Here is a 26,913-nt window from a genome sequence, read left to right on the forward strand (position 1 = left end):
GCGTATCTTTGTCTCCGTCTTTTGAAAAGAGAGTTTTATGGTTATCAGTCCCGAAAATGTTTTGTTGGTAGGAGCCGTCTTGTTGTTCCTGAGTGTGCTTGTAGGTAAAACCGGTGCTCGGTTTGGTGTGCCCGCCCTGTTGCTGTTTCTGGGGGTAGGTATGCTGGCCGGTTCCGATGGGTTTGGCATCCATTTCGACAGTCCGCAAATAGCCCAGTTTATCGGTACGGTAGCCCTGTGTATTATTCTTTTCTCGGGTGGTATGGATACTTCGTACCGCGAGATAAAGCCGGTGTTGGCGCCTGGTGTGACGCTGGCTACGCTGGGCGTACTGATGACGACGGTCATCACGGGTCTCTTCATCTATTCGCTTGTCGATTTTCTACCCGGCGATTTTCAGTTGGGGCTGCTCGAGTCGATGTTGCTGGCCGCCGTCATGTCATCGACCGATTCGGCGTCGGTCTTCTCGATACTGCGGTCGAAGGGCATCTCGCTGAAAGAGCGTCTGCGCCCCACGCTCGAACTGGAGAGCGGTAGTAACGACCCCATGGCCTACATGCTCACGTTGCTGCTTATCCAGATTATCGAGATTGGATCGGTCAATTGGGGCGATGCCATTCTGTTGCTGGTGTTGCAACTGGTTGTGGGAGCGTTGGCCGGGTTTGCCCTTGGGTATGCCATCGTGTGGATTATCAACCGCATCGATGTGCCCAACGAGTCGCTCTATCCCGTGTTGCTGCTGGCTTGTGTCTTCTTTGTGTTTGCCTTTACCAACCTCTTGCAGGGTAACGGCTATCTGGCCGTGTATATAGCCGGTTTGGTGGTGGGCAACCGCAAGTTGGTGCACAAGCGTAGCCTCACTACTTTCTTCGACGGCTTCACCTGGTTGTTCCAGATAGTCATGTTCCTCACGCTGGGGTTGCTGGTCAACCCCTCGGAGTTGCCGGCCGTAGCGGGAGTGAGCCTGCTGGTGGCTCTCTTTATGATTGTGGTGTCGCGCCCTCTCTCGGTCTTTGTGAGTCTCTTGCCCTTCCGCAAGTTCACGACCCGGGCCCGGGTCTATATTTCGTGGGTGGGTTTGCGTGGTGCCGTGCCTATTATCTTTGCCACCTATCCGCTCATGTCGGCCGAGATACCCAATGCCCGCATGATGTTCAACGTGGTGTTCTTTGTGACTATCGTCTCCCTGCTGGTGCAAGGCACCACCGTGAGCGCCATGGCCCGTTGGTTGGGCCTCATAGGCAAGAGTGAGGAGAAGGAGATTTTCAACGTGGCGCTGCCCGATGAGATCAAGTCGGCCATGAGCGAAATCGAACTCACCGCCGAGACCTTGGCCGGGGGCAACAAGCTCATGAACCTCGCGCTGCCCGACAACACGCTGGTGGTGATGGTGAAACGAGGCGAGCAATATTTTGTACCCAAGGGGCATACTCAGCTCGAGCCGGGCGACAGGTTGCTGGTAATCTCGGATAACGACGAGGAGTTGCGCCGCAGTTACGAAAGCCTGGGCATCAGCCGCTATACCATGCGCAAGAACCGTTGAGGCAATTGGATGCCGAGGCGATTGCGCGTTGGCGTCCTATCCGGTGGCGTTAGCCAATCGATACAGATACGACACATCCCCATTCCTTCAGCAGGAATGGGGATGTGTCGTTTGTAGGGGAATCTCGGTTACTCCTGGAGGGTTGCTTGGGCCCTCTCTCCCTTCAACTCCTTTTGGAGCAGTTTGGTCCAGTAGTTCAGCCGGTGCTCGGTCTTCTCGGGTTCGTTCACCTCGTCGATGAGTAGCCCCACGAAATGACCGTCGATAAAGGCTTTGGAATGTTCGAAGGTGTAGTCGCCGGCCTCGAAGGCACCGACGAACCGGGCTCCGGTCTTCTGCAACCGTTGGTAGATGATGCCCACGGCGTTGCAGAAGGTGTCGCACATCGACTGGTCGCCGCAACCAAACAAGGCGATGGTCTTGTCGTGAAGGTCGAGCACTTCGATGCCGGTGAGAAAGTCGTACCAGTCTTCCTGCAAATCGCCGTTCCCCCAGGTAGATGAGCCCAGCAACAGCAGGTCATATTCACCTACATCTGAAGGTTTGCTGCGGGCCACGTCGTGCAGTTGGCTGTGGTCGATGTGCATGAGATCGGCCAGCCGGTAGGCCACATTTTCGGTAATGCCGGTTGTGGAGCCATAGAAAATACCACTCTTTTTCATGTTGCGTATCATGTTGCGTATGGAGTATGGTTGTGAAACAAATATCGATTTATCGGTTGCCGCCGGCCCACCATACCGGCTCGGTAGTGACATAGTCGCCGTTGCCGTAGGCCTGGGCCACGTGCTCGTTGCTCACCACGTCGCTGTTGCCATAGGGCAGCCGCAGCGGGAAGGGCAGCGGGTTGTCCAGTTTCAGCGCGTCGCCCTCGGCCATGGCCGAGAGACGTCGGTAGTCGTGGTAGGCCTCCAGTACCTCACCCTCGTAGCAGGCCAGGTACTTCTGGTTCATGATTTCGCCGATGGGGTCGGCTTCGAACCGGGGGAGTACCACGTTCTGGAAATAGTCGTTGGCCTGGTTGGCCGAGAGTCCCACTTGTTCAAAGGCGGCTACAATGGCGTTGTAGAGTGAGCCGATGGCGTCGCCGGTGAGTCCCAGACGAGTCTGCGCTTCGGCCTTGACAAACTGTAGTTCGTGGTAGCTGAGCAGCAGGGTGGGGCGAGTGGGCGAGAGCAATCCCGATATGCCATAGTAACCCTGGCGTTGCTCGGGTGAGCCGTTGGGGGCGAATACCAGTTGGCCTGTACCGGGATAGGCTTTGAAGAAGAGGCTCTCGCGAGGGTCGTTCCGTTCGACGAGTTTCTGATGCAGGCTTTCGCTGGCCCCGAAGTAGCGGCGGTTCAGGTAGAAGGCATAGAAGGGGTTGATCGAGGTGGAGCCGTCGTAGGGGTAGGCCAGCTGTTCACCGGTATCGACAAAGGAGCTGTCGGCATAGTCAATCACCTGGTCGTAGCGAGGCTCCCGGTAGGAGAGCCGCAGGGTGTAGCGGGCCTTCAGTCCATAGGCCGCCTTTATCCACAGTTTGGCCTGTTGGTCGGCGTCGTAGCTGCCATAGATGAGGTCTTGTTGTCCCACGGGAGTGAGGGTGGCCAGATCCTCTTTTTGCAAATTGGCAATGGCCTCGTCGAGCAGGGCGAATACATCGTTGTAGATCGACTCCTGGCTGTCGAGTTTGGGTTGATAAATCACACCGGGCTGAAGCGCTTCGCTCCAGGGAATGTCGCCCATGAGGTCGGTGAGGGTGGCCAGGTTGAGCGCCGTGAGCACCTGGGCCATACCCAACAACCGGTTGGAGCCCGCCTCGACACCGCCGGGAGCACAACGCTCGCGAATGATTTTCAGGGAGCGCAGGTTGCGGTAGGCGGCTCCCCAGGCGTTGTTGAAGGTGGCTGCCGAATAGACTTCGGAGAGTCGCATCTCGGCGTTGTACATCTGGTTGAAGATACCCGCCTGTTGCTCCATATAGACCGCCGTGTAGAAGGCAAAGTCGCCCGAGACGACGTTGACGGCCGAGGCCGTTTCGGCGTCGGTGAAGAGGTAGCGGGCCGGTACATCTTCGGGGTCGTTTTCGTTGCGGTTGAGACGATCCATCACATCGTCGGTACAGGCCGTGAAGAGGCCCGCCGCGCAGAAGAGATATATCCACTTTTTCATATCCATGTCGTGTTTGAAGGTTAGAAAGTTACGGTAAGCCCCCCTCCGTAGCTCGAGGTTTGGGGCAGGGAGAATCGCTCGAAGGTGCCGCTCATGTTGTTGTTGCCCTGCGACGACTCGGGGTCGAGGTTGGGCATCTTGGCCCACAGCAGCACGTTGCGGGCGAAAGCAAAGATAGAGATGTCGAATATCCCTACGCGGGGAAACTGGTATTTGACGGTGAGGTCGCGCATCTTGAAGAACGAGGCGTCGTAGATGTAGGCCTCGTCGATGTTGCCCAGTACGTCGGCATAGAGGGTTTCGTAGGCCCCGGCATCGTCGGCGCCTCCCCGCACGATGTCGTTGGGGGTGCCGTCGGACTTATAGCCGGGATAGACAAAGGGGGTGGTGCGGTCTTCGGTCTTCTTGCTCACCCCATAGAGGTCCATCAAGCCGTTGGTGCCCGAGTACATGTCGCCGCCGTGCCGCCACGAGAAGGTGGCCGATACCGAGAGGCGACGGTAGCGGAACGAGGTGTTGATGCCCATCGTAAAGTCGGGGGCACACTGCCCGATGACCTGCGGGTTGCCCGAAGCCATGGGCATACCGTAGGTGGCGCTGTTGGGGTTTTCATCGACGAGGATGCGCCCCTGGCTGTCGCGCTTGAAGGCGGTGCCGTAGATTACCGGGTAGTAGTCGCCCACACCGGCCCGTACCTGCGGGGTGACAAAGCCGCCAAGGAAGATGTTGGTCACTCCCGGTGCCAGCTCATCGACCCGGTTGCGGATGATGGTGAAGTTGACTCCCAGGTCCCAGGTGATGTCGGGCGAGGAGTAGAGTTGCCCGTTCAGGTCTATCTCGTGGGCGTCGGTGTGGATCTTGCCACCGTTGGTGAGGTATTGCGCGGCTCCGGTCGATCCGGCCAGCGGCACGGGAAATATCTGGTTCTTGATGTTCTGTCGCGAGAAGGTGTAGCTGGCGGCGAGCCGGTTGTGAAACATCCTCACGTCGAATCCCGCCTCGAACGAGTTGGTGTTCTGCGGAGTGAGGTCGGGGTCGTAGAGTTCGGCATAGGGCACATAGGCGGTGATGCCGTTGAGCGGATAGACTACCGGCGGGTTGGTCCAGAATCCACCCGTGTAGGTGGGCCGCACGTAGTAGTTGTTGTAGTATCGGCCGGCCTGGCCTACCTGGGCAAACGACCCCCGCACCTTGGCAAAGGTGAGGATGGGGTTCCCCCGCAAGGGTTCGAGCTCGGTGAGAACATACGATGCCGATACCGAGGGGTAGAAGAAGGCCCGGTTGCCCCGAGGCATGGTCGATACCACATCTTCGCGGCCGGTGACGTTGAGGTAGAGCTGGTTGCGCCACGACAGGGTGGCGTTGCCAAAGAAACCCACGGTGCGGGCCCGCGTGATGGTGGTCGAAGAACTCTGTATGGAGGTGTTTTGTATCGTGGGGTTGCCGCCAAAGTTGAAGCCCTGGCCGTAGTGCTCGTAGATACCCTTGTTCTCCTGGTTGACTTCGTTGCCCGCCATGGCCATGAGGTGCCAGTCGTCGGTAATGTTCATCTCGTAGTTGACGGTAAACAGCGAGTTGAAAATCACGTTGGTCACGCTGTTCGACTCGATGCTGCCGGTTTGCCCCTGTGTGCCGTACTCATAGATGTTTTTGTAGCGCGAGGTGTAGGCATCGACTCCGATTTGCCATCGGGCCGACAACTTCTTGTCGCTGCTCCAGTTGATTTTTGGGGTAAACTCGACGAAGGTGTTGCCGAAGAAGCGGTGCGTATTCTCGTTGAACGAGTTGTGACGGGTAGCCCAGTAGGGGTTGTTGAAGGTGAGCGACCGGTAGCTGATTTGGGTGTAGGGGTCCTCGGGCAGCGCGCTGGGAATACCCTTGAGGTCGTAGCTGGGCGGTGCGCCATAAACGGCACCCAACACGCCGCTGTTGGCCGTGGGCGCCTTGTCGATGTTGTTGCGCACGAAGTTGGCCGAGAAGCCGGTCTTCCACTGTTCGGTGAGGTTCACTTCGGCCATGCCCCGCACCGAGTAGCGGGTGAGGCCGGTCGAGGGGATGACCCCGTCCTGTTGGGCGGTGCCTATGCCAAACGAGTAGTTGCCCTTCTCGAACCGCTGGCTGACGTTGAGCGAGGTGTTGAAGGTGACACCCGTGCGGAAAAAGTCGTCGATGTTGTCATATACGGCCGGAGCCACCCACGGGTTTTCACCGGCCTGGGCCAGTTGGGGCACATAGTAGAGCCCTTGGGTGGACGAGGCGTCGAACTGGTTGAACTCGTTGGCTACGTTGCCGCCATAGGTGGGGTCGTCGGGCAGGGAGCCGATGCGGGGGCCCCAGCTCATCGACGAGGTGGGGTCGAAGCGCAGGGCCTGTTGCGAATTGCTGTAATAGCCTTGGGCCCACTGGCGTTGCACCTGAGGACGTCGCGACAGCGTCTCGGCGCTGAGGTTGGTGGTGAAGGTGACGTGCGGTCGGCCAATCGACAATCCCCGGCCGCTTTTGGTGGTGATGACCACCACGCCGTTCGAGGCCCGGATGCCATAGAGCGCTGCGGCCGCCTGCCCCTTGAGCACGTTGATACTCTCGATGTCGTTGGGATCGATGTCGATGGAGCGGTCGGCGATGTCGGTACCGCTCACACTCTGCCCCGTCGAGAAGTCGGGGGTCGATTGAATGGGCATGCCATCGACCACATAGAGCGGAGTATTGTTGCCGGTGAATGAGCGGGCTCCCCGGATGACCACCTGCGACGAAGCCCCCGGCATACCGCTCGAGGGAACAATCTCCACACCCGACAGTTTGCCCTGCAGGGCATCCGACAGGCCGGTGGTTCCCGCCTTGTTCAGGTCGCTGCCCTTCAAGTCCTGGGCGGCGTAGCCCAACCCTTTGCGGTCGCGCTTCATGCCCAGGGCTGTCACAACCACCTCGTCGATTTTGTGGTCGGAATTCTCGAGCACGATCTCCATGCGGTCGGTAATGGGAATCTGGCGGGTGGCCATGCCTATGTAAGAGACAACTACCTCGCGGGCCGATGGGGGAACCCTGAGGGTAAAGTTCCCGTCGAGATCGGTACTGGTACCTATCTGGGTACCCGGCACGAGAATGGTGGCGCCGATGATAGGCTCGTTATCGTCGGCAAAAATCACCTGGCCGGTGATGGTGCGCTCTTGAGCCCCGAGGGTCGAAACCGTCCAGGCCAGCAGCGCCAGGAAAAGAATTAGCTTTTTCATAATCGTTCTCTTTTCTTGGGTTAAAGAGGTTTGCTTTTTGAGAAAGGATAACGAAAGCGAAACTCCTTTTGTTCGGTTACGGGCAGCGATAACTCTGTTAAAACGAGCCGGGAAGAAAAGATTTGCCTCTTGGTGAAAAACTTTCGGCGATTATGCAAGGCAAAACCTATATATTTTTGTATTTTTGTGGCAAATTTATATGGTGTAATGCTTTATGCTTGAAAATAAGAAAATTAAAACAGCTCTTGTCTCGGTTTTTCATAAAGATGGCTTAGACGAAATTTTGAAACTCTTGCATGCCGAAGGCGTAGAATTCATTTCGACCGGTGGCACACAGTCGTTTATCGAATCGCTGGGAATCCCTTGCGGTGCAGTCGAGGACTTGACCGGCTATCCCTCTATTCTGGGCGGTCGGGTAAAGACCCTTCATCCCAAGGTTTTCGGCGGAATCCTCAATCGCCGGGAAAATGAAACCGACCAACAGCAAATCGCTCAATACGAAATCCCCTCGATCGACCTGGTAATCGTCGATCTCTATCCGTTTGAAGAGACGGTAGCCTCGGGGGCCGACGAGAGTGCTATTATCGAAAAGATAGATATAGGCGGTATCTCGCTCATACGGGCCGCTGCCAAAAACTATAAGGATGTGGTTATTGTGGCTTCGAAGGCCCAATACGCTCCGCTGCTGTCGTTGCTGAAAGAGAAGGGGGCCAATACCTCGCTCGAAGACCGTCGCTGGTTTGCCAAAGAGGCATTTGCCGTATCGTCGGGATACGACAGCGCCATCTTCAACTACTTCGACGGTGGCGAAGGCTCGGCCTTCCGCTATGCCGGCAACCACGCCAAGGTGTTGCGCTATGGCGAGAATCCCCACCAAAAGGGTGTATTCTATGGCAACTTCGACGAAATGTTCGAGCAACTCCACGGCAAGGAGATTTCGTACAACAACCTGCTCGACATCGACGCCGCCGTGTCGTTGATTGCCGAGTTTGACGATACCACCTTCGCCATCCTCAAACACAACAACGCCTGCGGTCTGGCCTCGCGCGACACGCTGCTCGAGGCTTGGAAAGACGCATTGGCCGGCGACCCCGTATCGGCATTCGGCGGTGTGCTCATCACCAACCGCACGGTCGATAAGGCTACGGCTGAGGAGATGCACAAAATCTTCTTCGAGGTATGCATCGCTCCCGGTTACGACCCCGAGGCCCTCGAGGTTCTGGAGCAGAAGAAAAACCGCATCATCCTCGTGCAGAAACCCTTCCAGGCTCCTGCCCGTCAGTTCCGCTCGCTGCTCAACGGCGTGCTGGTACAAGACCGCGACCTCTATCGCGAGAAACCCGAGGAGTTGCGCCAGGTAACCGAAAAGGCCGTAACGCCTGCCCAGGTCGAGGACCTGCTGTTTGCCAACAAGATTGTGAAACACAGCAAATCAAACGCCATCGTGCTGGCCAAGAACCGTCAGCTCTGTGCCAGCGGTATCGGGCAGACCTCGCGTGTCGATGCTTTGCGTCAAGCCATCGAGAAAGCCCACTCGTTCAACTTCGATCTGAAGGGAGCCGTGATGGCATCCGATGCCTTCTTCCCCTTCTCGGACTGCGTGGAGATTGCCCACGAAGCCGGGGTCGATGCCGTGATACAACCGGGCGGATCGATTCGCGACAACGAGTCGATCGAGTATTGCAACCAGCATGGCGTAGCCATGGTGATGACCGGCATACGTCACTTCAAACACTAATATAAACTTTTAATACAATAGAGTCCTATGGGATTGTTTTCTTTCACGCAGGAAATAGCCATCGACTTGGGTACGGCCAATACGGTGATTATCCACAACGATAAGATTGTGGTCGATGAACCGTCGGTGGTTGCGTTGGATAAACGAACCGACAAGCTGTTGGCTGTCGGGGAAAAAGCTCGTCTGATGCATGGGAAAACCCATGAAAACATACGCACGATACGGCCGTTGCGCGATGGCGTGATTGCCGACTTCTACGCCGCCGAGCAGATGATTCGCGGCATGGTGAAGATGGTGAGCTCGAAAAGCCACTGGTTCTCGCCCTCGTTGCGTATGGTAATCGGTATCCCCTCGGGGAGTACCGAGGTCGAGATTCGTGCCGTGCGCGACTCGTCGGAGCACGCTGGCGGACGCGATGTATATATGATCTACGAGCCTATGGCTGCGGCCATAGGTATCGGTCTCGATGTACAGGCTCCCGAGGGAAACATGATTGTCGATATAGGTGGCGGTACGACCGAGATTGCCGTGATTTCGCTGGGTGGTATCGTGTCGAACAACTCGATACGGGTGGCCGGTGACGACCTGACCAACGATATCCAGGAGTATATGGGTCGCCAGCACAATGTGAAAGTGGGCGAGCGCACCGCCGAGCTGATCAAGATCAACGTGGGTTCGGCTCTTACCGAGCTCGACAATCCCCCCGAAGATTATGTGGTGCACGGTCCCAACCGCATGACGGCCCTGCCTATGGAGGTGCCCATCTCGTACCAGGAGATTGCCCACTGTATCGAGAAGTCGATTTCGAAAATCGAGGCTGCCGTGCTCAACGCTCTCGAGCACACGCCCCCCGAGCTCTATGCCGATATCGTGCGCAACGGTATCTGGTTGGCCGGTGGTGGCGCCCTGTTGAGAGGTCTGGACAAACGGTTGACCGACAAGATTGGTATCCCCTTCCACATTGCCGAAGATCCCTTGCACGCTGTAGCCAAGGGTACGGGTGTGGCTTTGAAGAATATCGACCAGTTCTCGTTCCTCATTCGATAACTTACCCGACTGGAAGAGAGTAGGTTCCATCCTGCCGGGCATTTCAGTATAGACGAGTTGCAAAGGTACGAAAGGCCTTTGCAACTCGTTGTTGGTAGTCAAAAGCCGATGTCATGCGCAATTTGATCGATTTTTTGTTGAGGCATAGCTCATGGATTGTATTTACATTCTATGTAGTGATAAGTTGCGTCTTGTTGTTTGACCGCAACCCCTACCAGCGCAGCGTCTATTTCTCGTCGGCCAACCGGGCGGCGGTCGTGGTCTATGACCTGCAGTCGGAGGTTACCTCCTATCTGGGTCTGCGCAAGGCCAACCGCGACTTGCAGCTGCGCAACGGTGAACTGGAGATGGAGGTACTCAACCTCAAGGCTCAGCTCAACAGCTATCGCACGGCCGCGGGAACCGATACGATTCCGGCCGACTCGGTGCTTCACGACTACGATTTCGTAGTGGCTCGCGTGGTCAACAACAGCGTGGCCCAAATCAACAACTACATCACCATCGACAAGGGTCGTGCCGAAGGCGTGGAACCCGAGATGGGGGTAGTCGATCAGAATGGCGTGGTAGGTATCATCAACGTGGTGGGCGAGCATCATGCCGTAGCCATCTCGGTCTTGAATCCCAAGCTGCGTCTCAGCTGCAAGGTGAAGGGCAGCGACTACTTCGGGTCGCTGGTGTGGGATGCCGTGAATCCCCGCTATGCCGTGCTCGAGGAGATGCCCCGCCACGTCGAGTTTGCCCCGGGCGACACGATTGTCACCAGCGGATACTCGTCGGTATTTCCCGAGGGGTTGATGGTAGGAATCATCAGCGACTACAAGAAGCAGCGCGACGACAACTTCTATGCTTTGCGGGTTGAGTTGAGTACCGACTTTGGGGGCTTGGGATATGTACGCGTTATCTCGAACCGCATGAAAGAGGAGCAGGACAAATTGGAAAAGGAGGCCCGCGATGAGTAATTGGTTACGATATATCTTTCTCTTTATCGTCATGGTGCTCTTGCAGGTGACGATCGGGAACAACATTCATCTGTTTGGGGTCGCCATTCCCTTTTTCTATATCTACTTTATTCTGCGGCTGCCGTTGTCGCTCTCGATAAACTGGACTTATACGCTGGCTTTTCTGCTGGGCCTCACCATCGATATCTTCAGCAATACGCCGGGCATGAATGCCTTGGCATGTGTGGTTGTGGCCGCCCTGCGCAAGCCGGTGTTGAACCTCTATACGCCTCGCGGCGAAGATTATGCCGAGTCGATACCGTCGATTCGCAGTTTTGGAATGTCACTGTATGTGCGTTATGCTCTCACGCTTTCGCTCTGCTTCTGTGTGGTGCTGTTTCTGGTCGAGTCGTTGAGCCTGCTCAATATAGGGCGGCTCGTCGTGCGTGTCGTGGCCAGTACGGCGTTGACATTCCTGGTAGTTTTGGGCATGGATAGCTTAACGAAGACGGGACGTGAGAAAAGATTATAAACTGGCCAAACGCAAATATGTAATCGGAGGCATCGTGCTGGCGATTGCCTGCATCTATATCGTGCGTCTCTTTTCGTTGCAGGTGCTTAACGACGATTACAAGCAGTATGCCGATGGCAACGCTTTCCTCAAAAAGACACAGTATCCTTCGCGCGGACTTATCTATGACCGCAACGGCAAGCTGCTGGTGTTCAACCAGCCGGCCTACGACGTGATGATGATTGTGCGCGAGGTGCGACCGTTCGATACGCTCGACTTCTGCCGCACGGTGGGTATCACTCGCGAGCAGTTTGACAAGCGCATGGAGGATATGAAGAATCCCCGGCTCAATCCCGGTTACTCCTCCTATACGCCGCAGACATTCATGACACAACTCTCGGCTCAGGATTATGGCCGTTTGCAGGAGAAGCTCTATCGCTTCCCCGGCTTCTTTATTCAGAACCGTATGCTCAGGCAGTATGCCTATCCCGTAGCGGCCAATGTGCTGGGCAATATCCGTGAGGTTTCGCCCCGTGATATGGAGAAGGACGACTACTACAACCGGGGCGACTACACGGGCGACCTGGGTATCGAGCGTTCCTACGAGCAGGTGCTGCGTGGCGAGAAGGGGGTGGAGATTCTCTTGCGCGACGCTCACGGGCGCATCAAGGGCCGGTATGAGGATGGCCGCTACGACGTGGCTCCGGTGTCGGGCAAGAACCTGAAGCTCTCGATCGATATCGAGCTGCAGGCCTATGGCGAGAAGCTGATGCAGAACAAGATAGGGGCTATCGTGGCTATCGAGCCCTCGACGGGTGAGATTCTGGCCATGGTGTCGAGTCCCACCTACGACCCTTCGATGCTGGTGGGCCGGGAGCGTGGCAAGAACTATCTGAAACTGAATCGCGACAAATACAAGCCTCTCTACGACCGGGCTCTGATGGCGGCCTATCCGCCGGGTTCGACCTTCAAACCCACGCAGGGGCTCATCTTCCTCAACGAGGGTATTATTACCGAGAACACGCTCTATCCCTGCTACCACGGTTTTGTGGCTGGTAGGCTGAAGGTGGGTTGTCACGGCCACGCATCGCCCCTCTCGCTGCTGCCTGCCTTGCAGACTTCGTGCAATGCCTTTTTCTGTTACGGGCTGCGGTCGATGATCGACAACCGCACCAAGTACAAGTCGGCCGCCGAAGCCTTCAACATCTGGAAAGACTACCTGGTTTCGATGGGCTATGGCTATCGGCTGGGTATCGACCTGCCGGGCGAGAGTCGCGGTTTCATACCCAACAGCAACTATTACAACAACATATATGGCGAGAACCGCTGGAGCGCCCTCACGATTATATCGGTTGCCATCGGGCAGGGCGAGGTGCTGGCCACTCCGTTGCAGATTGCCAATCTGTCGGCGACCATAGCCAACCGGGGGTATTACATCACCCCCCATCTCATCCGCGAGATACAGGATTCGACGATTAATGCCGAGTTTACCACTCCCAAGCACACAATGGTCGATTCGCACTACTACGACTATGTGGTCGAGGGCATGCGCATGGCGGTGACCGGTGGTACCTGTCGCATCGGTGCCATACCCGGTATCGAGGTGTGCGGCAAGACGGGTACGGCGCAGAACCCCCACGGCAAGGACCACTCGGCCTTTATGGGTTTTGCCCCCATGAACAATCCCAAGATTGCCATTGCCGTGTATGTCGAGAATGCCGGTTTCGGAGCCACCTATGGGGTGCCCATCGGGAGCCTCATGATGGAGATGTATCTGAACCGCAAGATTGCTCCCGAGCGGAAGTATCTCGAAGAGCGTATGTTACAATCCAACACGATTATATACAGTGGAGTCAAGAAGCACTAACATATGGCGTTCGATCGACTGGATGACGGTGATTCTCTACCTCATCCTCGTGTTTTGCGGCTGGGTGAGTATCTATGCCGCCAGCTACGATTTTGACAATGCCAGTATCTTCGACTTTGCCGAGCGGTCGGGCAAACAGCTCATGTGGATAGGACTCTCGCTCATGTTGGCCTTCATGATACTGATGGTCGATTTCAGGGTCTATGAGACCTATGCCTATCTCTTTTACGGTATCCTGATACTCTTGCTTATAGCCACCATATTCCTGGCGCCCGACATCAAGGGGTCACGCTCGTGGCTGGTACTGGGGCCGGTGAGTCTGCAACCGGCCGAGTTTGCCAAGTTTGCCACGGCGCTCGCTTTGGCCAAGACCTTCGGCACCTATGGATTCTCTCTCAAGAACCGGCGCGACCTGTTCAAGGCCGTCTTCATCATCGTGTTGCCCATCGTACTCATCATTGCCCAGAAGGAGACGGGGTCGGCTCTGGTCTTTGCCTCGCTCATCTTCATGTTGTACCGCGAGGGGCTTTCGGGCCTCTTCCTCTTCTACGGGTTGTGTGCCATAGTCTATTTTGTGGTGGCGGTGAAATATTCGAGCCTCATGTGGGGGACGGTAGCCGCCGGCGAGGTGCTGGTGTTTATCCTCATATTCCTGGTAGTAGCCGGCATGTTGCTGTTTTACCAGAAAAACGGCAGGGCGGCCCGCTATCTCATGCTGGGCTATTTGGCCGTGGGGGTAGTGTGTGGCGCGTTGCTCTACTTCGGGGTAGCGCTCAATCTGCTGTATGTATGCGTGGGTGTCACCGTGGCTACGGTAGCCTATCTGTTGGTGCTTTATTTTTCGAGTCGTTCGTTGCGTGTTCTCACTATCCTGGCTACGGCGTTGGTATCGGTCGTCTTTCTCTTCTCGGTCGATTATGCCTTTAACGAGGTGCTGGAACCTCACCAGCAGAAGCGTATCAAGGTGGCACTGGGCATGGAGGAGGATTTGCGGGGAGCCGGTTACAACGTGAATCAGTCGAAGATTGCCATCGGCTCGGGCGGTTTCTGGGGCAAAGGATTCCTCAACGGGACACAGACCAAACTGAAATATGTGCCCGAGCAGGATACCGACTTCATCTTCTGCACCATCGGCGAGGAGGAGGGATTCTGGGGAGCCGCAGGTGTGATTCTGCTTTTCGTGACACTCATCTTCCGACTCATTACCATTGGAGAGCGGCAACACTCGGCCTTTGGTCGAGTCTATGCCTATTGTGTGGTCTCTATTCTGTTCTTCCACTTGGCGGTGAATGTGGGTATGGTCATCGGGTTGTGTCCGGTCATAGGCATACCCTTGCCCTTCTTCAGCTACGGAGGTTCGTCGTTGTGGGGCTTTACTATTCTGCTCTTTGTGTTGTTGCGCATCGATGCATCGCGCACCGAGCGCCATTGATTGGAGCTGGGTATAGATCCTTCTTTTCGAGTGAGTTATACTCCGTATCCTCCCTTCCTTCACGAGCCTGCTCTCTCGTGCACGAGCGGGTATGCAAGACTAATAAAAATTAACTGAAAAGTTAATTGAGCCTCTGAGTAATAGGATTTTTGAATTATTATTCTATATTTGTAATAATAGTTGTTGCTGTGTAAAACTAATAAAATAGTTTTTTTGTAATCAGAATGGGGGACAGTATCCTATCATAGTAGGAAAATTCCGATAGCCGGTATTCACGCCTGGGTTGGGCTTCGCCGGCAGAGCGTGGGGTAGAGTTTTTGCAGTGGTCGCCTCATGCTGGAAAATCGGATGGAAGGGCCTGTGTCGAACGGTCCGATCAGTAAAAAGCGGCACCACCGATGAGGGAGGTGCCGCTTTGGTTTTCAGTCGTTATCTATTTTGTGAGGTCATATAATTTGATTGAGTAAGCACATAAGTGGTTGTATTGCCGTTGCTCTTCTTGACCGTATATCGGGTTTCGCCCTTGAGGCCCAGACCGTTTCGCTGTTCCTTCCAGGTTATCTCTTTCACCGGCCGATCGTTTATGGCTATGATGGTGTCGCCTATCTCGATGCCGGCCCGCTCGGCAATGCCGCCTTGATAGAGGCCGTTGACAATCCAGCCGTCGCAGATGTCTGTGCGGTCAACGGTTGCCATGTGTGAGACCGACGATTGGGAATAGGTACCTTTGTTTGCATTTCGTTTTACCCATACCGAGGCGTGGAGCGGGTCTATGACTATATCGTAGAGCGACCAGATTTCATTGCCGATGATGCCTTCATAGGGACGGTTGGACGATAAGGCTCCTTTCTGGTTGAGCGAGCAGTCTATGACCAGATTGTCGAGTGTATCGACCATGCAGAACCGGGTGGCCCTTAGTGTCATATTTTCGGAACCGCCACCCACGCCGCCGGCTTGTGTGCGGAAATAGGCCTTGGGTATCTGGTCGAGATGAAGCGTCGAGGTTGTTTCGTTGGTGAGCGAGACGGTGGAACCACTGCCCAAATCCATGCGAAACCAGCCTTCCACCACGTTTGCAGAGTCGATTTGCATACGGGCTTTTACGTCGATGCGATTCTCTTCGAATCGGGCTTCGAGCTTGTGGTAGCTGACGAGTGAGTCGGGCGGGAGTGGCTCTTTCAAAGGTGCAATGTAGCACTCGCTGAAGTTAATCATCAAAGGGGCCTGTAACAGGTGGGTGTTGCCCAGCAGGCCGTCGATATATCGTCCCAGAATATCGCGCAACCCGATGATGGGGGTTATCTTGTTCTGGTAGTCCAACCTGCCGCACCGAATCTTGATCGGGTCGATGAAGATGTCGACCCGCTGCGGGTCGCTGCTGCCGGCACCGCCCATGTGGGCCGTACCTTTCCGGCCGAATGCGTCTTGCAGGTGGTTCAGGTTCAGAAAATCCTTGTCGAGATAGAGGAAGTCGGCCCCGGTATCGTAGATAATTGTGACCGGTACGGTATCGTTTAGCGTGGCTTGCAGATAGAGATGACTGTCGAAGATAAAGGGTATGGCGCCGTCGGGTCGTGCGGCATGGCTTTTGGAAAGACACAGAGCCCCCAAAAGGAAGATGAAGTAAACTGTTTTTTGCATGGCAGAAGCGTGTTTGTGCAGGGACTGAAACCGGGTAGGGGCGGACGAAGCTCTGGTCGGCTTCTTCTCCTGCACCCGACCCGATTTTCAAAGAGTAGTAAAAGGTCTCGCTTTCAGACTATTGAAGCTTGAAGGCAATGGGCAGGGTATATCGTACGTTCACCGGCTGTCCGTCCTGCATGCCTGGTTTCCAGTCGGGGAGGGTACGCACTACGTCGATGGCAGCCTGATCGAGCATCTTGTCGATGCTGCGAACAACTTGAATATGGCCTATTTTTCCCTCTTTATCGACCACGAATTGCAGGACCACACGCCCCTCGATGTGGCCGTCGATAGCGTTTTGAGGGTACTTGAGGTTTTGGGCAATTGTTTGGTACAGGGCTTGCGTGCCACCCGGGAACTCGGGCATCACTTCGGCAACTTCATATACCGAGTCGGGTGTGGTTGGGGCCGGAGCAACCGTTTCGGTGGTAGCTCCGGATTCGTTGGGAGCAGCTGTTTCAGTTTGTTGAGGGTTGGCATTACAGCTGGCCAACAGGAGGCTTACGGAGGCCAGGACAGAGAATAACAGTTCTTTTTTCATTGCAGTAAAGTTTTATTTAAGGTGTACAAATTGGTCAGGATAGTTTGAAGACAACCGGTAAGGTATATCGCACATTCACCGGCTTGCCGTTCTGCCTGCCCGGTTTCCAGTCGGGCAGCGTGTGCATCACGTCGATGGCAGCCTGATCGAGCATCTTGTCGATGCTGCGAACAACTTGAATATGGCCTACTTTTCCCTCTTTATCGACCACGAACTGGAGGATTACGCGCCCCTCGGTCTGGTTGTCGATAGCCTCCTGGGGGTATTTGAGATTCTCGGCGATAAACTCGAAGAGAGCCTGGTTGCCGCCGGGAAACTCGGGCATCACCTCGGCCACTTCGAATACGGGTTCTTGCTCGGGTACCTCGCGGGGTATGGCCGTTTGGGGCTGAGCTCCGCTTGTCGTTGACTGTATCGAATTGTCGTTTTGTACTTTATGACCCGACGATTGCTGGCAACTCTGGCTGCCGACGATAAGTAGGAGCAGAAGCGGAGCAACCAGAGGGTAGAGGCATAGCGACCACCGGGAGGAGCGCTTGCGGTTGATCATGGCGATGCGCGCCTTCAAAAACGAATGGCTGAAGGGGATGGCCGACGTGTGCGTTGGATTGTTGTTCACCAAGTCGAGCAGCAGGTATTGGTATGACCTTGTTTCGGGCTCGTCGAGCAGGGCGGTGCGGTCGGCCAGATACTCGAGATTGAGCCGTATCTCCTTCAGCAGCAGCCAGGAAACGGGGTTTATCCAGCAGAGAGCCGCCATGCACTCACCCAGCAGAATGTCGGCCGAGTGCATTTGCTTGATGTGGGTTCCTTCGTGTTTCAATATCTTGTCCAATGCCTCGGGCCTGTGGAGCATCGAGGCTGGCAGGAATATCCAGTTGAAGAACGAGCAGGGTTGTATTTCGTCGCGGCAGATGACAAGTCGCAGTCCCTCCTGGCGATGTATTTTGCCGCGTAGGCGCAGCCCGATAATCGAGATTAATCGCACGCCTATGCGCAGCCCCAGCAGCAGAGCTATGCCGCCATAGAGCCAGGCAGCCAGCCGGTAGAGGTCGAGTGTGGCTGGGGTAGCGTTTTCGTCGGTTGGGCTCACCTGCAGTTCGGATAGGGAGACTTGCAGTACCTGTGGAACTGCCTGCCCGATGACCGGGATGCGATATAGCGGGAAGGTGATGGCAAACAGAAGGATGCCCAAGAGCAAGAACCGTCGCATGGCAAAGTGGGTGTCGCGGCTGAACAGTGCCTTGTAGGCCATGTAGAGCAACGTGAGTGCGATGTGTACTTGTAGCAGATATAGCAGAAAGTTCATGATGTCTTGATTTTGGGTGTGGTCTTATTTTTTCTCTCGCTCGATCATTTCGATGATTTGGCGCAGGTCCTCCTCCGATAGCTTGTTTTCGTGAGCAAAGAAGGAGACCATCTCTTTGTAGGAGTCGGAGAAATAGCTCTTGACAATCCCCGACAGGAACTTTTTCTTGTATTCGTGCTGGCTGATGTGTGGCGTGTAGAGATAGGTGTTGCCTATCTTCTGGCTCGACAGATAGCCTTTCCGCTCGAGATTCTTGACTACCGAGGCAACCGTGGTATAGGGTGGGCGCGGCTCGGGTAGTTTCTCGAGAAAGTCTTTGATGATGCCTTGCCCTTTTTCCCAAATAGCGAGCATTACCTCTTCTTCTTGGTGTGTCAGTTTGTCCATGGTTCTATTTAATCTTAATTACGATTGTTTCGCAAATCTACGAAAATTTCGTAGAATAACAAATAAAATAATGAATTTTTTATGCCGGTTGAATTTAATAGGCTGATTTTATTGTATTTAATTCCCCTCTGTAATACCGGTGCAGAGCGGAGAGAGGGGGAGTGTCACTCCTGGAGAAGTATGGTGCGACAACTTCTGGAGCCAGTGGGGGAGAACTTCGGGGAGCGATGGAGCAGTTAATCGGTTGGGCCGACAATTGGACATGAACGGTCGTTCCCCCCTGTTGGGGTGGTTTAAGACCGGTTAGCCGGGGGACAATTTTAATTGTTGCCCTCTTTCTCTTTCTTGGCCACGCGAGGAATGAGGATAGAGGTGTATAGCTGCAGGGCTGCACCCACGGTGAGCAGCATTATCCAGTCGGGATCGTCGCGGAACATGAAGTACGACGAAGCCACCAGGAAGAGCGACGAGAAAGTCTCGATATGGAAGAGCCTCTTCAGTCTGAAATTTTTGCCCTTGTACCGGAATGTGAGGCGACAGATAGCCATGCCGGCAGCACCGCAGGCATAGAGGTAGGGAACCCACGGCAGTTTGATCATGAACAGCGGTAGGGCGGCCCCGACGATAACGGCGATAGACGATACCATAAAAAGCATGTCGCGAGTGTTCTGTTTCATATTCGGTTGGTTTTTAGCGGGTTATTTCTTAGGCTCGACGATATAGATATCTTCGTTGGGCTTACTCATATAATATTGTTCGCGGGCAATTTGTTCGACCACGTTTTTGTCGGTTTTCAGTTTCTCAATCTGGCTGTTGTAATAGTCGGTCGTGTCGTTTTGGGCCGCGATTTGCTGGCGCAGGTCGTTGATTTCGCCGTCGTAACGGATGCGTTGAATACAGCTGTTCTCGTCGATAAAGAGGATAAAGATTAAAAACACGACCAGCACGGCTTTTCCCGGAGAGAAATGCTTGCGTGCGTACTCGAGTATTTTGTTCTTTTCGAACTTGCTTTTGTCAAATTTCATCGCATCGAAAGAATGGTCACCTATTTTTGGGGTAAAAGTACGAAAAAAATTTTGTTCGACCAATCGTGCCGGGTTCTTACTTGGAGAAAGTCTGCTTGCACGAGCGGACATAATTTCAGTAACGGAGTGTGAAGAAAATTTTCTTATTGGCTGTATCTAATTGCCTATAGATTAAAATAGTATAATTCTCTGAGTCTTTAAGTCTTGTTAATCAATTACTAACATGAAATGGCATAAAGCTTGTTATATTTGTATCCGACAGGTAATGCAGCCTGTCGGGTATTAAAGATTGAAACAATGGGAAGATTTGCAGTCATGATGGCGATGCTTCTGCTTATAGGAGCAGGAGGCGCCGCAGCACAAGAACGAGAATTGACCAAAGCCGAAAAGAAAGCACTGCAAGAGCGCATCGACAGTTTGCAATATGTCGAGGCCGAGCGTGCTGTCAACGATCGGGCCTTTACGTTGGAGGCAGACCAGGTTATATTCAAGTATGGCCAAACGGCCTATGTGGCATCCAATACCAATTTCGTTTCGGTAAAAGACGACCATGCGGTTGTGCAAACGGCTTTCAATGTCCCCGTCAGCGGACTGAATGGTCTGGGTGGCGTGACCGTCGAGGGTACTTTCACGAACTATGACTTGAAGAAGGACAAGCGGGGGAATCTCTTGCTTTCCATGAATGTGTCGGGTGTAGGTATTTCGGCTCGTGTAGATATTACGCTCTACAAGGGTAGTAACGAAGCTATGGTGGATATTATGCCTAACTTCAATTCCAACAGGATAACCCTCAGAGGGGTGATTCTGCCGCTTGCCAAGAGCAGTGTGTTCAAGGGAGCTCCCCTTTGATTCGACCGGAATTGACCGGCGGTAACCGTCGGAAGTAAATGTTTTTGGAATGGATACCCGTCCCGCTCCCGGGGGAGTGAGGATGGGTATTTTTTCTCCCTCCCGCTCCTCTCTCGGGTTGCTCCAGTCCTTGGGCAGAGGGGGGCACCTCTATTGCCGGGGTAGCGATTGTCCCCCGATAAAAGCAAAGGCCCCTGCCTGGTGGCAGGAGCCTTTGTTATTGAATAGAGGCAAGTGGCGGTTTAGAAGCCCGATTCGGAGAAGAGTTTCGACTCAGAAACCTTCACGACTTTGCCATATTTCTCAAGAGCCTTGGTATCGAAATCTTTGGGGTTGCCCACGATGGCGATAACGATAGGTTTGCCTTTGATGTTCTCGTTGTAGAAGTTGATGATGTCGTCAAACTTGAGCGTCTCGATTTTCTTCATCTTGTCGATGGCCGGATCTTGGGTGTAGCCCATGCGTTTCCAGGCCTCATACACGGCGCTGGCCGAGCGGAACCCGGGTTTGGCGCTGAGTATCGACTCTTTGATGTTGGTCTTCACGACGTCGAAGTGCTCGGGCATCGAAGGCATGTTGGTGAGCAGGTTCATGTAGATGTCAATGGCATCGATGGTCTTGTCGCCCTGGGTGCCTACGAATCCTTGGAACATCGTGTTGCGACCGGCAACCGACGGGGTGGCAATGACACCGTAGGCGCTGTAGGCCATGGCCCGTTTTTCACGAATTTCGTCCATAACGAGGCTACCGAATCCGCCACCAAAGTAGTCGGAGAAGGCTTCGATCGAGATATCGTCTTTCACGTCGAAGGGTTTGCCCTCGATGAAGAAGTAGATTTTGCTTTGTGTAGCCTTGCTGTTGGGCAAGAAGAAGATGGTGTTCTCGCTGTATTGTTCGCGCGGACGAAGTTCAGGCGAGGTCGAGGGCATCTCTTGGGCTTTCAAGGGCAGGTTTTTGCTCAGTACATCGTACACCTCGTCGAAGGGTGCCGTACCCGTGTAGTAGATTTCGCACTCGTAGTTGGTAGCGGCCTGGAACTGTGTGGTGAGGTCGGTAATCGAGAGGTCGAGCAGGTCGCGGGTAGGAATACGTTGCAGGTAGTCGGAACTGTCTTTGTAGAGTACATACGAGGTGAGGGCACTCTCCAGCGTACTGATATCGCTGCTCTCCATCTGTCGCGACCCGAAGGCGCTACCGATGAGGCTTTGCAGCTGCTTGTCGTCGAGTTTGGGGAAGAGAATCTGTTTCGAGAGCAACTGGCAGGCTTTTACCAGGTCTTTTTCGTATCCGTTCATCATGACATACATATAGTTGTCATCGACGGCATAGGTGCAGTTGACGTTGAGCTCGCCCATGGCACGTTTGATGGCCAGCGGCTCGATGTCGGGCAGCATACCGGCGTTGTTCATGAGGGCTACGGCATACTCGAGTTTAGGCATGCGGTGGGTACCCACACCATACTTCAGGGTCATGGTGAACACGTCGTTCTCGGGGTTGAAGTTGTAGAACAGCTTGCTGCGCGTGTTGATGCGCTTTTGCTGAATCGAGTTGAAGTCGCAATATTTCACCTCGGGCAGGGTAACGGGGATGCTCTCTACCCATTTGGCATACTCCGACATTTCGCCCTTCTTCGTCTCGATGGGTTTGTAGGCCGGTTTCTTCAGTTTCTTGCCTTTGCTGTCGAGGTTCTTGGCTTCCTGAATGTTGAGGGCCAGATAGTTGTCGGTGAAGTATTTCTTGGCCGTAGCTTTTACCTCGTCGAGGGTAACGGCATTTACACGATCGGAATAGTTGAGTATCTCCGAGGGGTCGGTGCCTGTATTGAAGAGCGAAGCCAGAATGTAGGCTTTGGTCTCGTTCGACTCGAGTTGCAGTTCATATTCGCGAATCATGTTCTGCTTGATCGAGTTGAGCATGGTCTCGTCGAACTCGCCGTTTTGCAGTTGTTGCAGCGATGTGAGCAATATCTTCTCGACCGACTTGTGGCTGTCCCAACGGTTTTGGTTGGCGTCGAACGAGGGGATGGCATTGATCATGATCACACCGGCATCGCGCATCGAGTTCTGCCCGGCGCCTACGCTCATGATATCGCCGTCGAGTTGCAGCTTGTCGAGGATACCGGTCTTCTGCGAGTTGGAGAGCAGGTCGCAGCAGATTTGCAAGGGTATTTCATCCTTGTCGTTCGAGGGCACACCGTTGTAAACGAGGGCCAGCATGGGGTAGTAGAATATCTTGGCGCTCTTCTCGGTGCGGCCTTTGAACTGGGGCACGGGTTGTTTCTCGCGGTGGATTTCGGCCCGGCGGGGAATACGCTCGAATTTCTCGCGAATCAAGGGGATAGCCGTTTTGGTATCGACATTACCCACGAGGATAATCGACATGTTTTGCGGACCGTACCAGGTGTTGTAGAACTCGATGAGTTTGCTCAGCTGGGGGTTCTTCAAGTGCTCGGGCAGACCGATGATGGGGCGACCGTAGGGGTGGCTGCCGAAGGCTTGCTCGTTGATGAATTCGCCCAGACGCGAACCCCGGTTGTCGTTGTACATGTTGTACTCTTCATACACGGCCTCGAGCTCGGTTTGGAATCCGCGGAACACGGGGTCGATGAGGCGCTCGGAGTAGATCTCGAGCCACTTCTCGAGTTGCGAGGGCGGGAACGAGTTGTGATACTCGGTCTGGTCAAAGCCGGTGCTGGCATTCAGCCCTTTGCCTCCCATGTGATCGACCAGTTGCGAGAACTCATTACCGGCGGCATATTGGGCGGCCTCGCGGGTGAGCTCGTTGATTTCCAGGTCTATGGCATCGCGTTTGGCCTGGTCGGTCGTAGCGGCACGTTCGTCATATTTGGCAATGATTTTGTCGTAGATGGGTTTCTCCTTTTCCCAATCCAGGGCGTCGATAGTCTGGGTGCCTTTGAACATGACATGCTCAAGGTAGTGGGCCAGACCGGTATATTGCAACGGGTCATCTACCGAGCCTACTTTGAAGGCAACCATACCGAATACATCGGGCTTGCTCTTGTCTTCCCAAATGTAAACCGTGGCACCGTTGCGCAGGGTCATTACACTCAATTGCTGTGCTTTACCAGGCAGCCATAAAAGGCATAGCGCGATAAGACACAATAGTTGTTTGATTTTCATATTGTTAAGTTTTTGTGTGATTAAAATGTCAAAATAATGCAAACCTTGCGAGCAAAAGTAGCATAAAATTGCTAACTTGGGGACGATTTTTCGACAAATTTAATTTTTTAATGTTTATAAATTTATTCGTATGAAAAAGTTTCTATTTGCCGGATTGATGGTTCTCTTTGCCTCTTTGGGAGGTAGCGTTTCGGCTCAGCATGAGCCTACTACCATGTGGCCCTATCTGTTTGAAGATTTTACCGATGCAACGCTCTACTTCCGTTCGGGTGAGAAGGGTAAGGCTCGGGTTAATATTCATTTGCTGCATAATGACTTGCATTATTTGAACGGTTCGAAAATATTTACGACCGACAATCAGAACGATGTGGCACGCATCGTCTTGCCCGACAGCTCGGCTTATATGCGTTGTGAGAATCTGTATGTCGAGGTTTTGGACGAGACTCCGCAAGCGGTTCTGGGCCGCAAGACCACGGGCGACTTCGATCGGCTGTTTCAGGGTACGGGCGCATACGGCACCTCGTCATCGACTTCGGCTACCGACCAGTTGTCGAGTTTGCAGTTGGGAGGAATCACTAATCTCAATTACGACCTTATTCGGGTAGAGCGTGAGAATGGCCAGACGTTGCCACTATCGGTACGCTTTTGTTTTATTATAGATAACCAGATTGTCAATGCCAACAAGCGTTCGATTTCCAAACTGCTCACCAAGGCCGATCAAAAGGAGTTTAATGCCTTCTTGAAGAAGAACAAGGTGAAGTGGAACAAGGTCGAGGGGCTGCGCCAGGTGCTCGAGTATATCTCGCCGCTGCTGGCCAAGTAGTGAGTTGGAGCGACGGGCTGCGCTGCCGGGCGCATGCCGTGACCAAGAGAATAAAAAAAGCGGAGCAAGGTGAATTCCTTGTTCCGCTTCTTGTTTTTTATGGATGATAGATTTTATTCAAACTTGCGTTGCCAGAACCACATTTCGTTGAAGGTGAGGCTCACCGAGATTCTGAAGTGGTCTTCCGATATGAGTTTTGCCGGCGAACATTGGCGGTTGATATATTCGAAGGCTACGTTTACGACCGATTTGTCGGTGGCAAGCGGGAATCCAAAACCGCAGGTAGCACCAATCTCGTTCAGGTCGTTGCCGTTGATTTTCAGATAGGAGCGGTTGTAGAACAGACCGGCCCGGTAGTTGATGCGCTCGAAGTAGTTACCCCCGATGTTCTTGGGGCGGAATTCGGCACCCAGGGCCACCTTCAGCCGGTTGTTGAATTGCCCCGTAGAGGTTTGCAACTGTCCGGCATTGAGGTTGGTAAATTTGGCGTCGGCCCAGTTTTGGTAGGTGACGTCGGCCGCCACGGTAAGTCGTTTGTCGTAGTTGTAGCTGATACCACCGCCGTAGGTCGAGGCCAGCGAATAGTGGCTCTTCATGCTGAGGGTATCGGCATCGATCATGCTGCTCGAACTCACATCGTAGGTACTGGTGTAGGCTCGGCCCAGCAGCGCTTTGCCCGGTGAATAGACGGCACCCAGCGTGAGGGTGTGTTTCTTGTCCCACTCGATGGCATATTGCGCGCCAAATTGCAGGTGGAAGTCGCGCACCTTCAGGTCGGTCTCGAATATACCGGTACTGCCGTTTGTAGGAATCACCGAGTTGGCATTGGTGAGGTTGCCGAAGAGGTAGCTCACGTTGGCTCCAATCGAGAATCCTTTGAAGAGCTCGCCGCTTACCCCCACATAGGCCTGCGAGATGTTGCCCTCGCCCGAACGACTGTCCGATCCGTTGGCAATGGAGCTGACAAACGAGTAGCCCACGTTGGAGTAGGGGAGCAATCCGATGCTACCGGCCATGTGGCGCCCCAATGGAAATTGCATGACGATGTAGTCGAGCGAACCGCTTTGCGACGTCTCGCTCAGGTTGCCCTCGTGAGTGGTGACAGCCTGGTAGGTGAGACCGATATCAAACAAAAAGGTGAGCGAGTCCATGCTGGTGTATGAAGCCGGGTTCATCGCATTGATTTGTCTGTTGTTATGCAGGGCGTAACCCACGCCACCCATGGCCCGTTGGGCCCCTATGGCATTGTCGCCGAGAATACCGTATCCAAATCGGGAGTAGGGCGATGTGGTACCGTTTTGGGCCCATGCCATGGCTCCTATCATCAGACCGATGAAGAGAATTTTATATTTTAGCATTTTCCTGTAATATTCTATTTAAACCGGTTAGTACCAAATTTTCGTTCACAAAGATGCGACTTTTTATTTTCGCAGCCAATTTTAAGGCATCTCCCCCTGTTAAAAAAACGAAAAGCCCGGGGTAGGCCTCGGTGAGGCGGGCTATGTAGCCTTCGATTTCATAGGCTACGCCCAGGATGGCGCCGGCTCGCATGGCTGTCTCGGTGCTGAACCCGATTTCGGGAATCTCGCCCGAGTCGCCAATAAGAGGCAGTTTGCCGGTGTGCTCGTGCATGGCGAGCAACCGTAGCCTGATGCCGGGGGCAATGTTGCCGCCGGCAAAGGTGCCGTCGGCCGTGAGCAGGTCGTAGGTGACACAAGTGCCTGCATCGACAATGAGAACCGGCTGGCCGGGACACTCCATCGAGGCGCCCACCACGGCCGCAATGCGGTCGAGCCCCAGGGTGTGCGGGGTGTGATATCCAATATGCACCGGTATGCGCGACGAGTGGTCGAAGCATACGAAGCAGGGGACCCGCTGTTGCAGAATCGATAATGCTTCGGGGTCGGGCTCGGTTACCGTCGAGAATATGGCGGCCTCGACCGGATGGTTGTCGAGGTATTGAACGACGGAACTGGCGTCCCATTTCGGGTAGTAATCGACATTTTGTAATTGTCCGGCCCGAAAAAGTGCCATTTTGGTTACCGAATTTCCTTGGTCGATGATAAGATTCACAACTCAAAATTTTAGACAAAAATACAAAAGAGGAATGGGTATGCATGCATTTGCTGCACTTTTTTTCGCAGATTTATACCAATGAGGCAATTTTGTCTATCGGTTATGCTTTTTTGCAGCTTGAGATGACAACGCACTCGATTGGGAATGTGCGGTTGTAAATTGTTAATATAATAAACTTTTTGCGTTAATTTTTTGATAAGATTAGCGCGGTTTGATAATAATACGGTGGCAAGTATAGCCAATTTATATTTTATTAACATTTTGTATCCCTGTTTTTTTTCCTCTCTTCGGTTTGAAAAGAGATATTCTTCTATATGGTTGGTCCTTAATAAGTTAGTTGCGCTGTGAAAAAATGTGTAATTGAGAATCTCGGTGGAACGTCAAGTGCGGTTGTCAAAAAGAAAGGCGATGCGGGTAATTTTCTTTCAAATTGAATTTCATATTGTCGTTTTTTTTCTATCTTTGCATGCTGGATACTTCCATAAGAGGTATGAATGAGAGTGATTCTCAAGGTTTCAATTTAAGGTTTATATTATAATAAGGTTTAAAAGAAGAGGAGTTTTAAGAGTTGGTTTAATTGCAAAAGAGTGTAATGTAAAAGTCCGGCCTTGAAAAGCCGG

Annotated in this window: 21 protein-coding genes; 9 read left to right on the forward strand and 12 right to left on the reverse strand. The window is 53.7% G+C overall.

Annotated features, from left to right (window positions below; translation table 11 throughout):
• The first annotated feature begins 37 nt into the window (after positions 1 to 37).
• On the forward strand, positions 38 to 1,543 hold the full coding sequence (locus tag B5G10_RS04800; RefSeq protein WP_087423599.1) for a potassium/proton antiporter: 1,506 nt from the start codon (positions 38 to 40) through the stop codon (positions 1,541 to 1,543).
• Between the two features lie 128 nt (positions 1,544 to 1,671).
• Here B5G10_RS04800 and B5G10_RS04805 read toward each other — a convergent pair whose 3' ends face one another.
• From B5G10_RS04805 to B5G10_RS04815, 3 genes are read right to left on the reverse strand one after another with little or no spacing between them, the layout of a single operon-like run.
• On the reverse strand, positions 1,672 to 2,205 hold the full coding sequence (locus B5G10_RS04805) for a flavodoxin (RefSeq protein ID WP_087423600.1): 534 nt from the start codon (positions 2,203 to 2,205) through the stop codon (positions 1,672 to 1,674).
• Positions 2,206 to 2,254: 49 nt separating this feature from the next.
• Positions 2,255 to 3,697, reverse strand: a complete 1,443-nt coding sequence (locus tag B5G10_RS04810) for a SusD/RagB family nutrient-binding outer membrane lipoprotein (RefSeq protein ID WP_087423646.1) — start codon at positions 3,695 to 3,697, stop codon at positions 2,255 to 2,257.
• 20 nt (positions 3,698 to 3,717) lie between these two features.
• Positions 3,718 to 6,927, reverse strand: coding sequence for a SusC/RagA family TonB-linked outer membrane protein (locus B5G10_RS04815; RefSeq protein ID WP_087423601.1), 3,210 nt, complete (start codon positions 6,925 to 6,927; stop codon positions 3,718 to 3,720).
• Between the two features lie 214 nt (positions 6,928 to 7,141).
• On the opposite strand from B5G10_RS04815, the gene purH reads away from it, so the two are divergent.
• From purH to rodA, 6 genes are all read left to right on the forward strand, one after another.
• Positions 7,142 to 8,665, forward strand: coding sequence for a bifunctional phosphoribosylaminoimidazolecarboxamide formyltransferase/IMP cyclohydrolase (purH, locus tag B5G10_RS04820; RefSeq protein ID WP_087423602.1), 1,524 nt, complete (start codon positions 7,142 to 7,144; stop codon positions 8,663 to 8,665).
• Positions 8,666 to 8,692: 27 nt separating this feature from the next.
• Positions 8,693 to 9,712, forward strand: a complete 1,020-nt coding sequence (locus B5G10_RS04825; RefSeq protein ID WP_008861043.1) for a rod shape-determining protein — start codon at positions 8,693 to 8,695, stop codon at positions 9,710 to 9,712.
• A gap of 113 nt (positions 9,713 to 9,825) precedes the next feature.
• Positions 9,826 to 10,671, forward strand: a complete 846-nt coding sequence (gene mreC, locus B5G10_RS04830) for a rod shape-determining protein MreC (RefSeq protein WP_087423603.1) — start codon at positions 9,826 to 9,828, stop codon at positions 10,669 to 10,671.
• Positions 10,664 to 11,182 (forward strand): rod shape-determining protein MreD, encoded by a 519-nt coding sequence (locus B5G10_RS04835; protein WP_087423604.1) that lies wholly within the window; start codon positions 10,664 to 10,666, stop codon positions 11,180 to 11,182. Before mreC ends, B5G10_RS04835 begins: the two co-directional genes overlap by 8 nt.
• Complete coding sequence (gene mrdA / locus B5G10_RS04840; protein WP_087423605.1) at positions 11,166 to 13,028, forward strand: penicillin-binding protein 2; 1,863 nt, start codon at positions 11,166 to 11,168, stop codon at positions 13,026 to 13,028. The genes B5G10_RS04835 and mrdA overlap by 17 nt, the downstream gene beginning before the upstream one ends.
• The gene (gene rodA / locus B5G10_RS04845; protein ID WP_087423606.1) at positions 13,009 to 14,460 is read left to right on the forward strand and encodes a rod shape-determining protein RodA; all 1,452 of its coding nucleotides are present in this window, start codon (positions 13,009 to 13,011) and stop codon (positions 14,458 to 14,460) included. Before mrdA ends, rodA begins: the two co-directional genes overlap by 20 nt.
• Before the next feature lie 429 nt (positions 14,461 to 14,889).
• Here the strand turns inward: rodA and B5G10_RS04850 are convergent, their stop codons facing one another.
• The 6 genes from B5G10_RS04850 to B5G10_RS04875 form a co-directional block, all read right to left on the reverse strand.
• Positions 14,890 to 16,101: a PDZ domain-containing protein gene (locus B5G10_RS04850; protein ID WP_087423607.1), complete on the reverse strand. Its 1,212-nt coding sequence runs from the start codon at positions 16,099 to 16,101 to the stop codon at positions 14,890 to 14,892.
• A gap of 118 nt (positions 16,102 to 16,219) precedes the next feature.
• Positions 16,220 to 16,684, reverse strand: a complete 465-nt coding sequence (locus tag B5G10_RS04855) for an energy transducer TonB (RefSeq protein ID WP_087423608.1) — start codon at positions 16,682 to 16,684, stop codon at positions 16,220 to 16,222.
• 34 nt (positions 16,685 to 16,718) lie between these two features.
• The gene (locus B5G10_RS04860) at positions 16,719 to 17,993 is read right to left on the reverse strand and encodes a M56 family metallopeptidase (RefSeq protein ID WP_087423609.1); all 1,275 of its coding nucleotides are present in this window, start codon (positions 17,991 to 17,993) and stop codon (positions 16,719 to 16,721) included.
• 24 nt (positions 17,994 to 18,017) lie between these two features.
• Positions 18,018 to 18,380 (reverse strand): BlaI/MecI/CopY family transcriptional regulator, encoded by a 363-nt coding sequence (locus tag B5G10_RS04865; protein WP_087423610.1) that lies wholly within the window; start codon positions 18,378 to 18,380, stop codon positions 18,018 to 18,020.
• Positions 18,381 to 18,700: 320 nt separating this feature from the next.
• Positions 18,701 to 19,057, reverse strand: a complete 357-nt coding sequence (locus tag B5G10_RS04870) for a hypothetical protein (RefSeq protein ID WP_087423611.1) — start codon at positions 19,055 to 19,057, stop codon at positions 18,701 to 18,703.
• Between the two features lie 21 nt (positions 19,058 to 19,078).
• The gene (locus B5G10_RS04875; protein ID WP_158098776.1) at positions 19,079 to 19,405 is read right to left on the reverse strand and encodes a septum formation initiator family protein; all 327 of its coding nucleotides are present in this window, start codon (positions 19,403 to 19,405) and stop codon (positions 19,079 to 19,081) included.
• Between the two features lie 297 nt (positions 19,406 to 19,702).
• Between B5G10_RS04875 and B5G10_RS04880 the strand changes: the two genes are divergently transcribed.
• On the forward strand, positions 19,703 to 20,254 hold the full coding sequence (locus B5G10_RS04880; RefSeq protein ID WP_087423613.1) for a DUF4251 domain-containing protein: 552 nt from the start codon (positions 19,703 to 19,705) through the stop codon (positions 20,252 to 20,254).
• Between the two features lie 242 nt (positions 20,255 to 20,496).
• Here the strand turns inward: B5G10_RS04880 and B5G10_RS04885 are convergent, their stop codons facing one another.
• Positions 20,497 to 23,394 (reverse strand): M16 family metallopeptidase, encoded by a 2,898-nt coding sequence (locus B5G10_RS04885; protein ID WP_087423614.1) that lies wholly within the window; start codon positions 23,392 to 23,394, stop codon positions 20,497 to 20,499.
• 130 nt (positions 23,395 to 23,524) lie between these two features.
• Here B5G10_RS04885 and B5G10_RS04890 point away from each other — a divergent pair, with 130 nt between their 5' ends.
• Positions 23,525 to 24,217 carry a hypothetical protein gene (locus B5G10_RS04890; RefSeq protein ID WP_143241067.1) on the forward strand — a complete coding sequence of 231 codons (693 nt, stop codon included), beginning with the start codon at positions 23,525 to 23,527 and terminating at the stop codon, positions 24,215 to 24,217.
• Positions 24,218 to 24,330: 113 nt separating this feature from the next.
• On the opposite strand, the gene B5G10_RS04895 is transcribed toward B5G10_RS04890, so the two are convergent.
• Positions 24,331 to 25,575 carry a hypothetical protein gene (locus B5G10_RS04895; protein WP_087423616.1) on the reverse strand — a complete coding sequence of 415 codons (1,245 nt, stop codon included), beginning with the start codon at positions 25,573 to 25,575 and terminating at the stop codon, positions 24,331 to 24,333.
• Positions 25,562 to 26,290, reverse strand: coding sequence for a type III pantothenate kinase (locus B5G10_RS04900; RefSeq protein WP_087423617.1), 729 nt, complete (start codon positions 26,288 to 26,290; stop codon positions 25,562 to 25,564). The genes B5G10_RS04895 and B5G10_RS04900 overlap by 14 nt, the downstream gene beginning before the upstream one ends.
• Positions 26,291 to 26,913: the final 623 nt, after the last annotated feature.

Source organism: Barnesiella sp. An55 (genome assembly GCF_002161555.1).
In the GTDB taxonomy this organism is placed as follows: domain Bacteria; phylum Bacteroidota; class Bacteroidia; order Bacteroidales; family Barnesiellaceae; genus Barnesiella; species Barnesiella merdipullorum.

Bases quoted from the DNA above. Each gene is read 5' to 3' on its own strand.
- B5G10_RS04800 (WP_087423599.1), top strand. From the start codon at position 38: ATGGTTATCAGTCCCGAAAATGTTTTGTTGGTAGGAGCCGTCTTGTTG.
- B5G10_RS04805 (WP_087423600.1), bottom strand. From the start codon at position 2,205: ATGAAAAAGAGTGGTATTTTCTATGGCTCCACAACCGGCATTACCGAA.
- B5G10_RS04810 (WP_087423646.1), bottom strand. From the start codon at position 3,697: ATGAAAAAGTGGATATATCTCTTCTGCGCGGCGGGCCTCTTCACGGCC.
- B5G10_RS04815 (WP_087423601.1), bottom strand. From the start codon at position 6,927: ATGAAAAAGCTAATTCTTTTCCTGGCGCTGCTGGCCTGGACGGTTTCG.
- purH (WP_087423602.1), top strand. From the start codon at position 7,142: ATGCTTGAAAATAAGAAAATTAAAACAGCTCTTGTCTCGGTTTTTCAT.
- B5G10_RS04825 (WP_008861043.1), top strand. From the start codon at position 8,693: ATGGGATTGTTTTCTTTCACGCAGGAAATAGCCATCGACTTGGGTACG.
- mreC (WP_087423603.1), top strand. From the start codon at position 9,826: ATGCGCAATTTGATCGATTTTTTGTTGAGGCATAGCTCATGGATTGTA.
- B5G10_RS04835 (WP_087423604.1), top strand. From the start codon at position 10,664: ATGAGTAATTGGTTACGATATATCTTTCTCTTTATCGTCATGGTGCTC.
- B5G10_RS04850 (WP_087423607.1), bottom strand. From the start codon at position 16,101: ATGCAAAAAACAGTTTACTTCATCTTCCTTTTGGGGGCTCTGTGTCTT.
- B5G10_RS04855 (WP_087423608.1), bottom strand. From the start codon at position 16,684: ATGAAAAAAGAACTGTTATTCTCTGTCCTGGCCTCCGTAAGCCTCCTG.
- B5G10_RS04860 (WP_087423609.1), bottom strand. From the start codon at position 17,993: ATGAACTTTCTGCTATATCTGCTACAAGTACACATCGCACTCACGTTG.
- B5G10_RS04865 (WP_087423610.1), bottom strand. From the start codon at position 18,380: ATGGACAAACTGACACACCAAGAAGAAGAGGTAATGCTCGCTATTTGG.
- B5G10_RS04870 (WP_087423611.1), bottom strand. From the start codon at position 19,057: ATGAAACAGAACACTCGCGACATGCTTTTTATGGTATCGTCTATCGCC.
- B5G10_RS04875 (WP_158098776.1), bottom strand. From the start codon at position 19,405: ATGAAATTTGACAAAAGCAAGTTCGAAAAGAACAAAATACTCGAGTAC.
- B5G10_RS04880 (WP_087423613.1), top strand. From the start codon at position 19,703: ATGGGAAGATTTGCAGTCATGATGGCGATGCTTCTGCTTATAGGAGCA.
- B5G10_RS04885 (WP_087423614.1), bottom strand. From the start codon at position 23,394: ATGAAAATCAAACAACTATTGTGTCTTATCGCGCTATGCCTTTTATGG.
- B5G10_RS04890 (WP_143241067.1), top strand. From the start codon at position 23,525: ATGAAAAAGTTTCTATTTGCCGGATTGATGGTTCTCTTTGCCTCTTTG.
- B5G10_RS04895 (WP_087423616.1), bottom strand. From the start codon at position 25,575: ATGCTAAAATATAAAATTCTCTTCATCGGTCTGATGATAGGAGCCATG.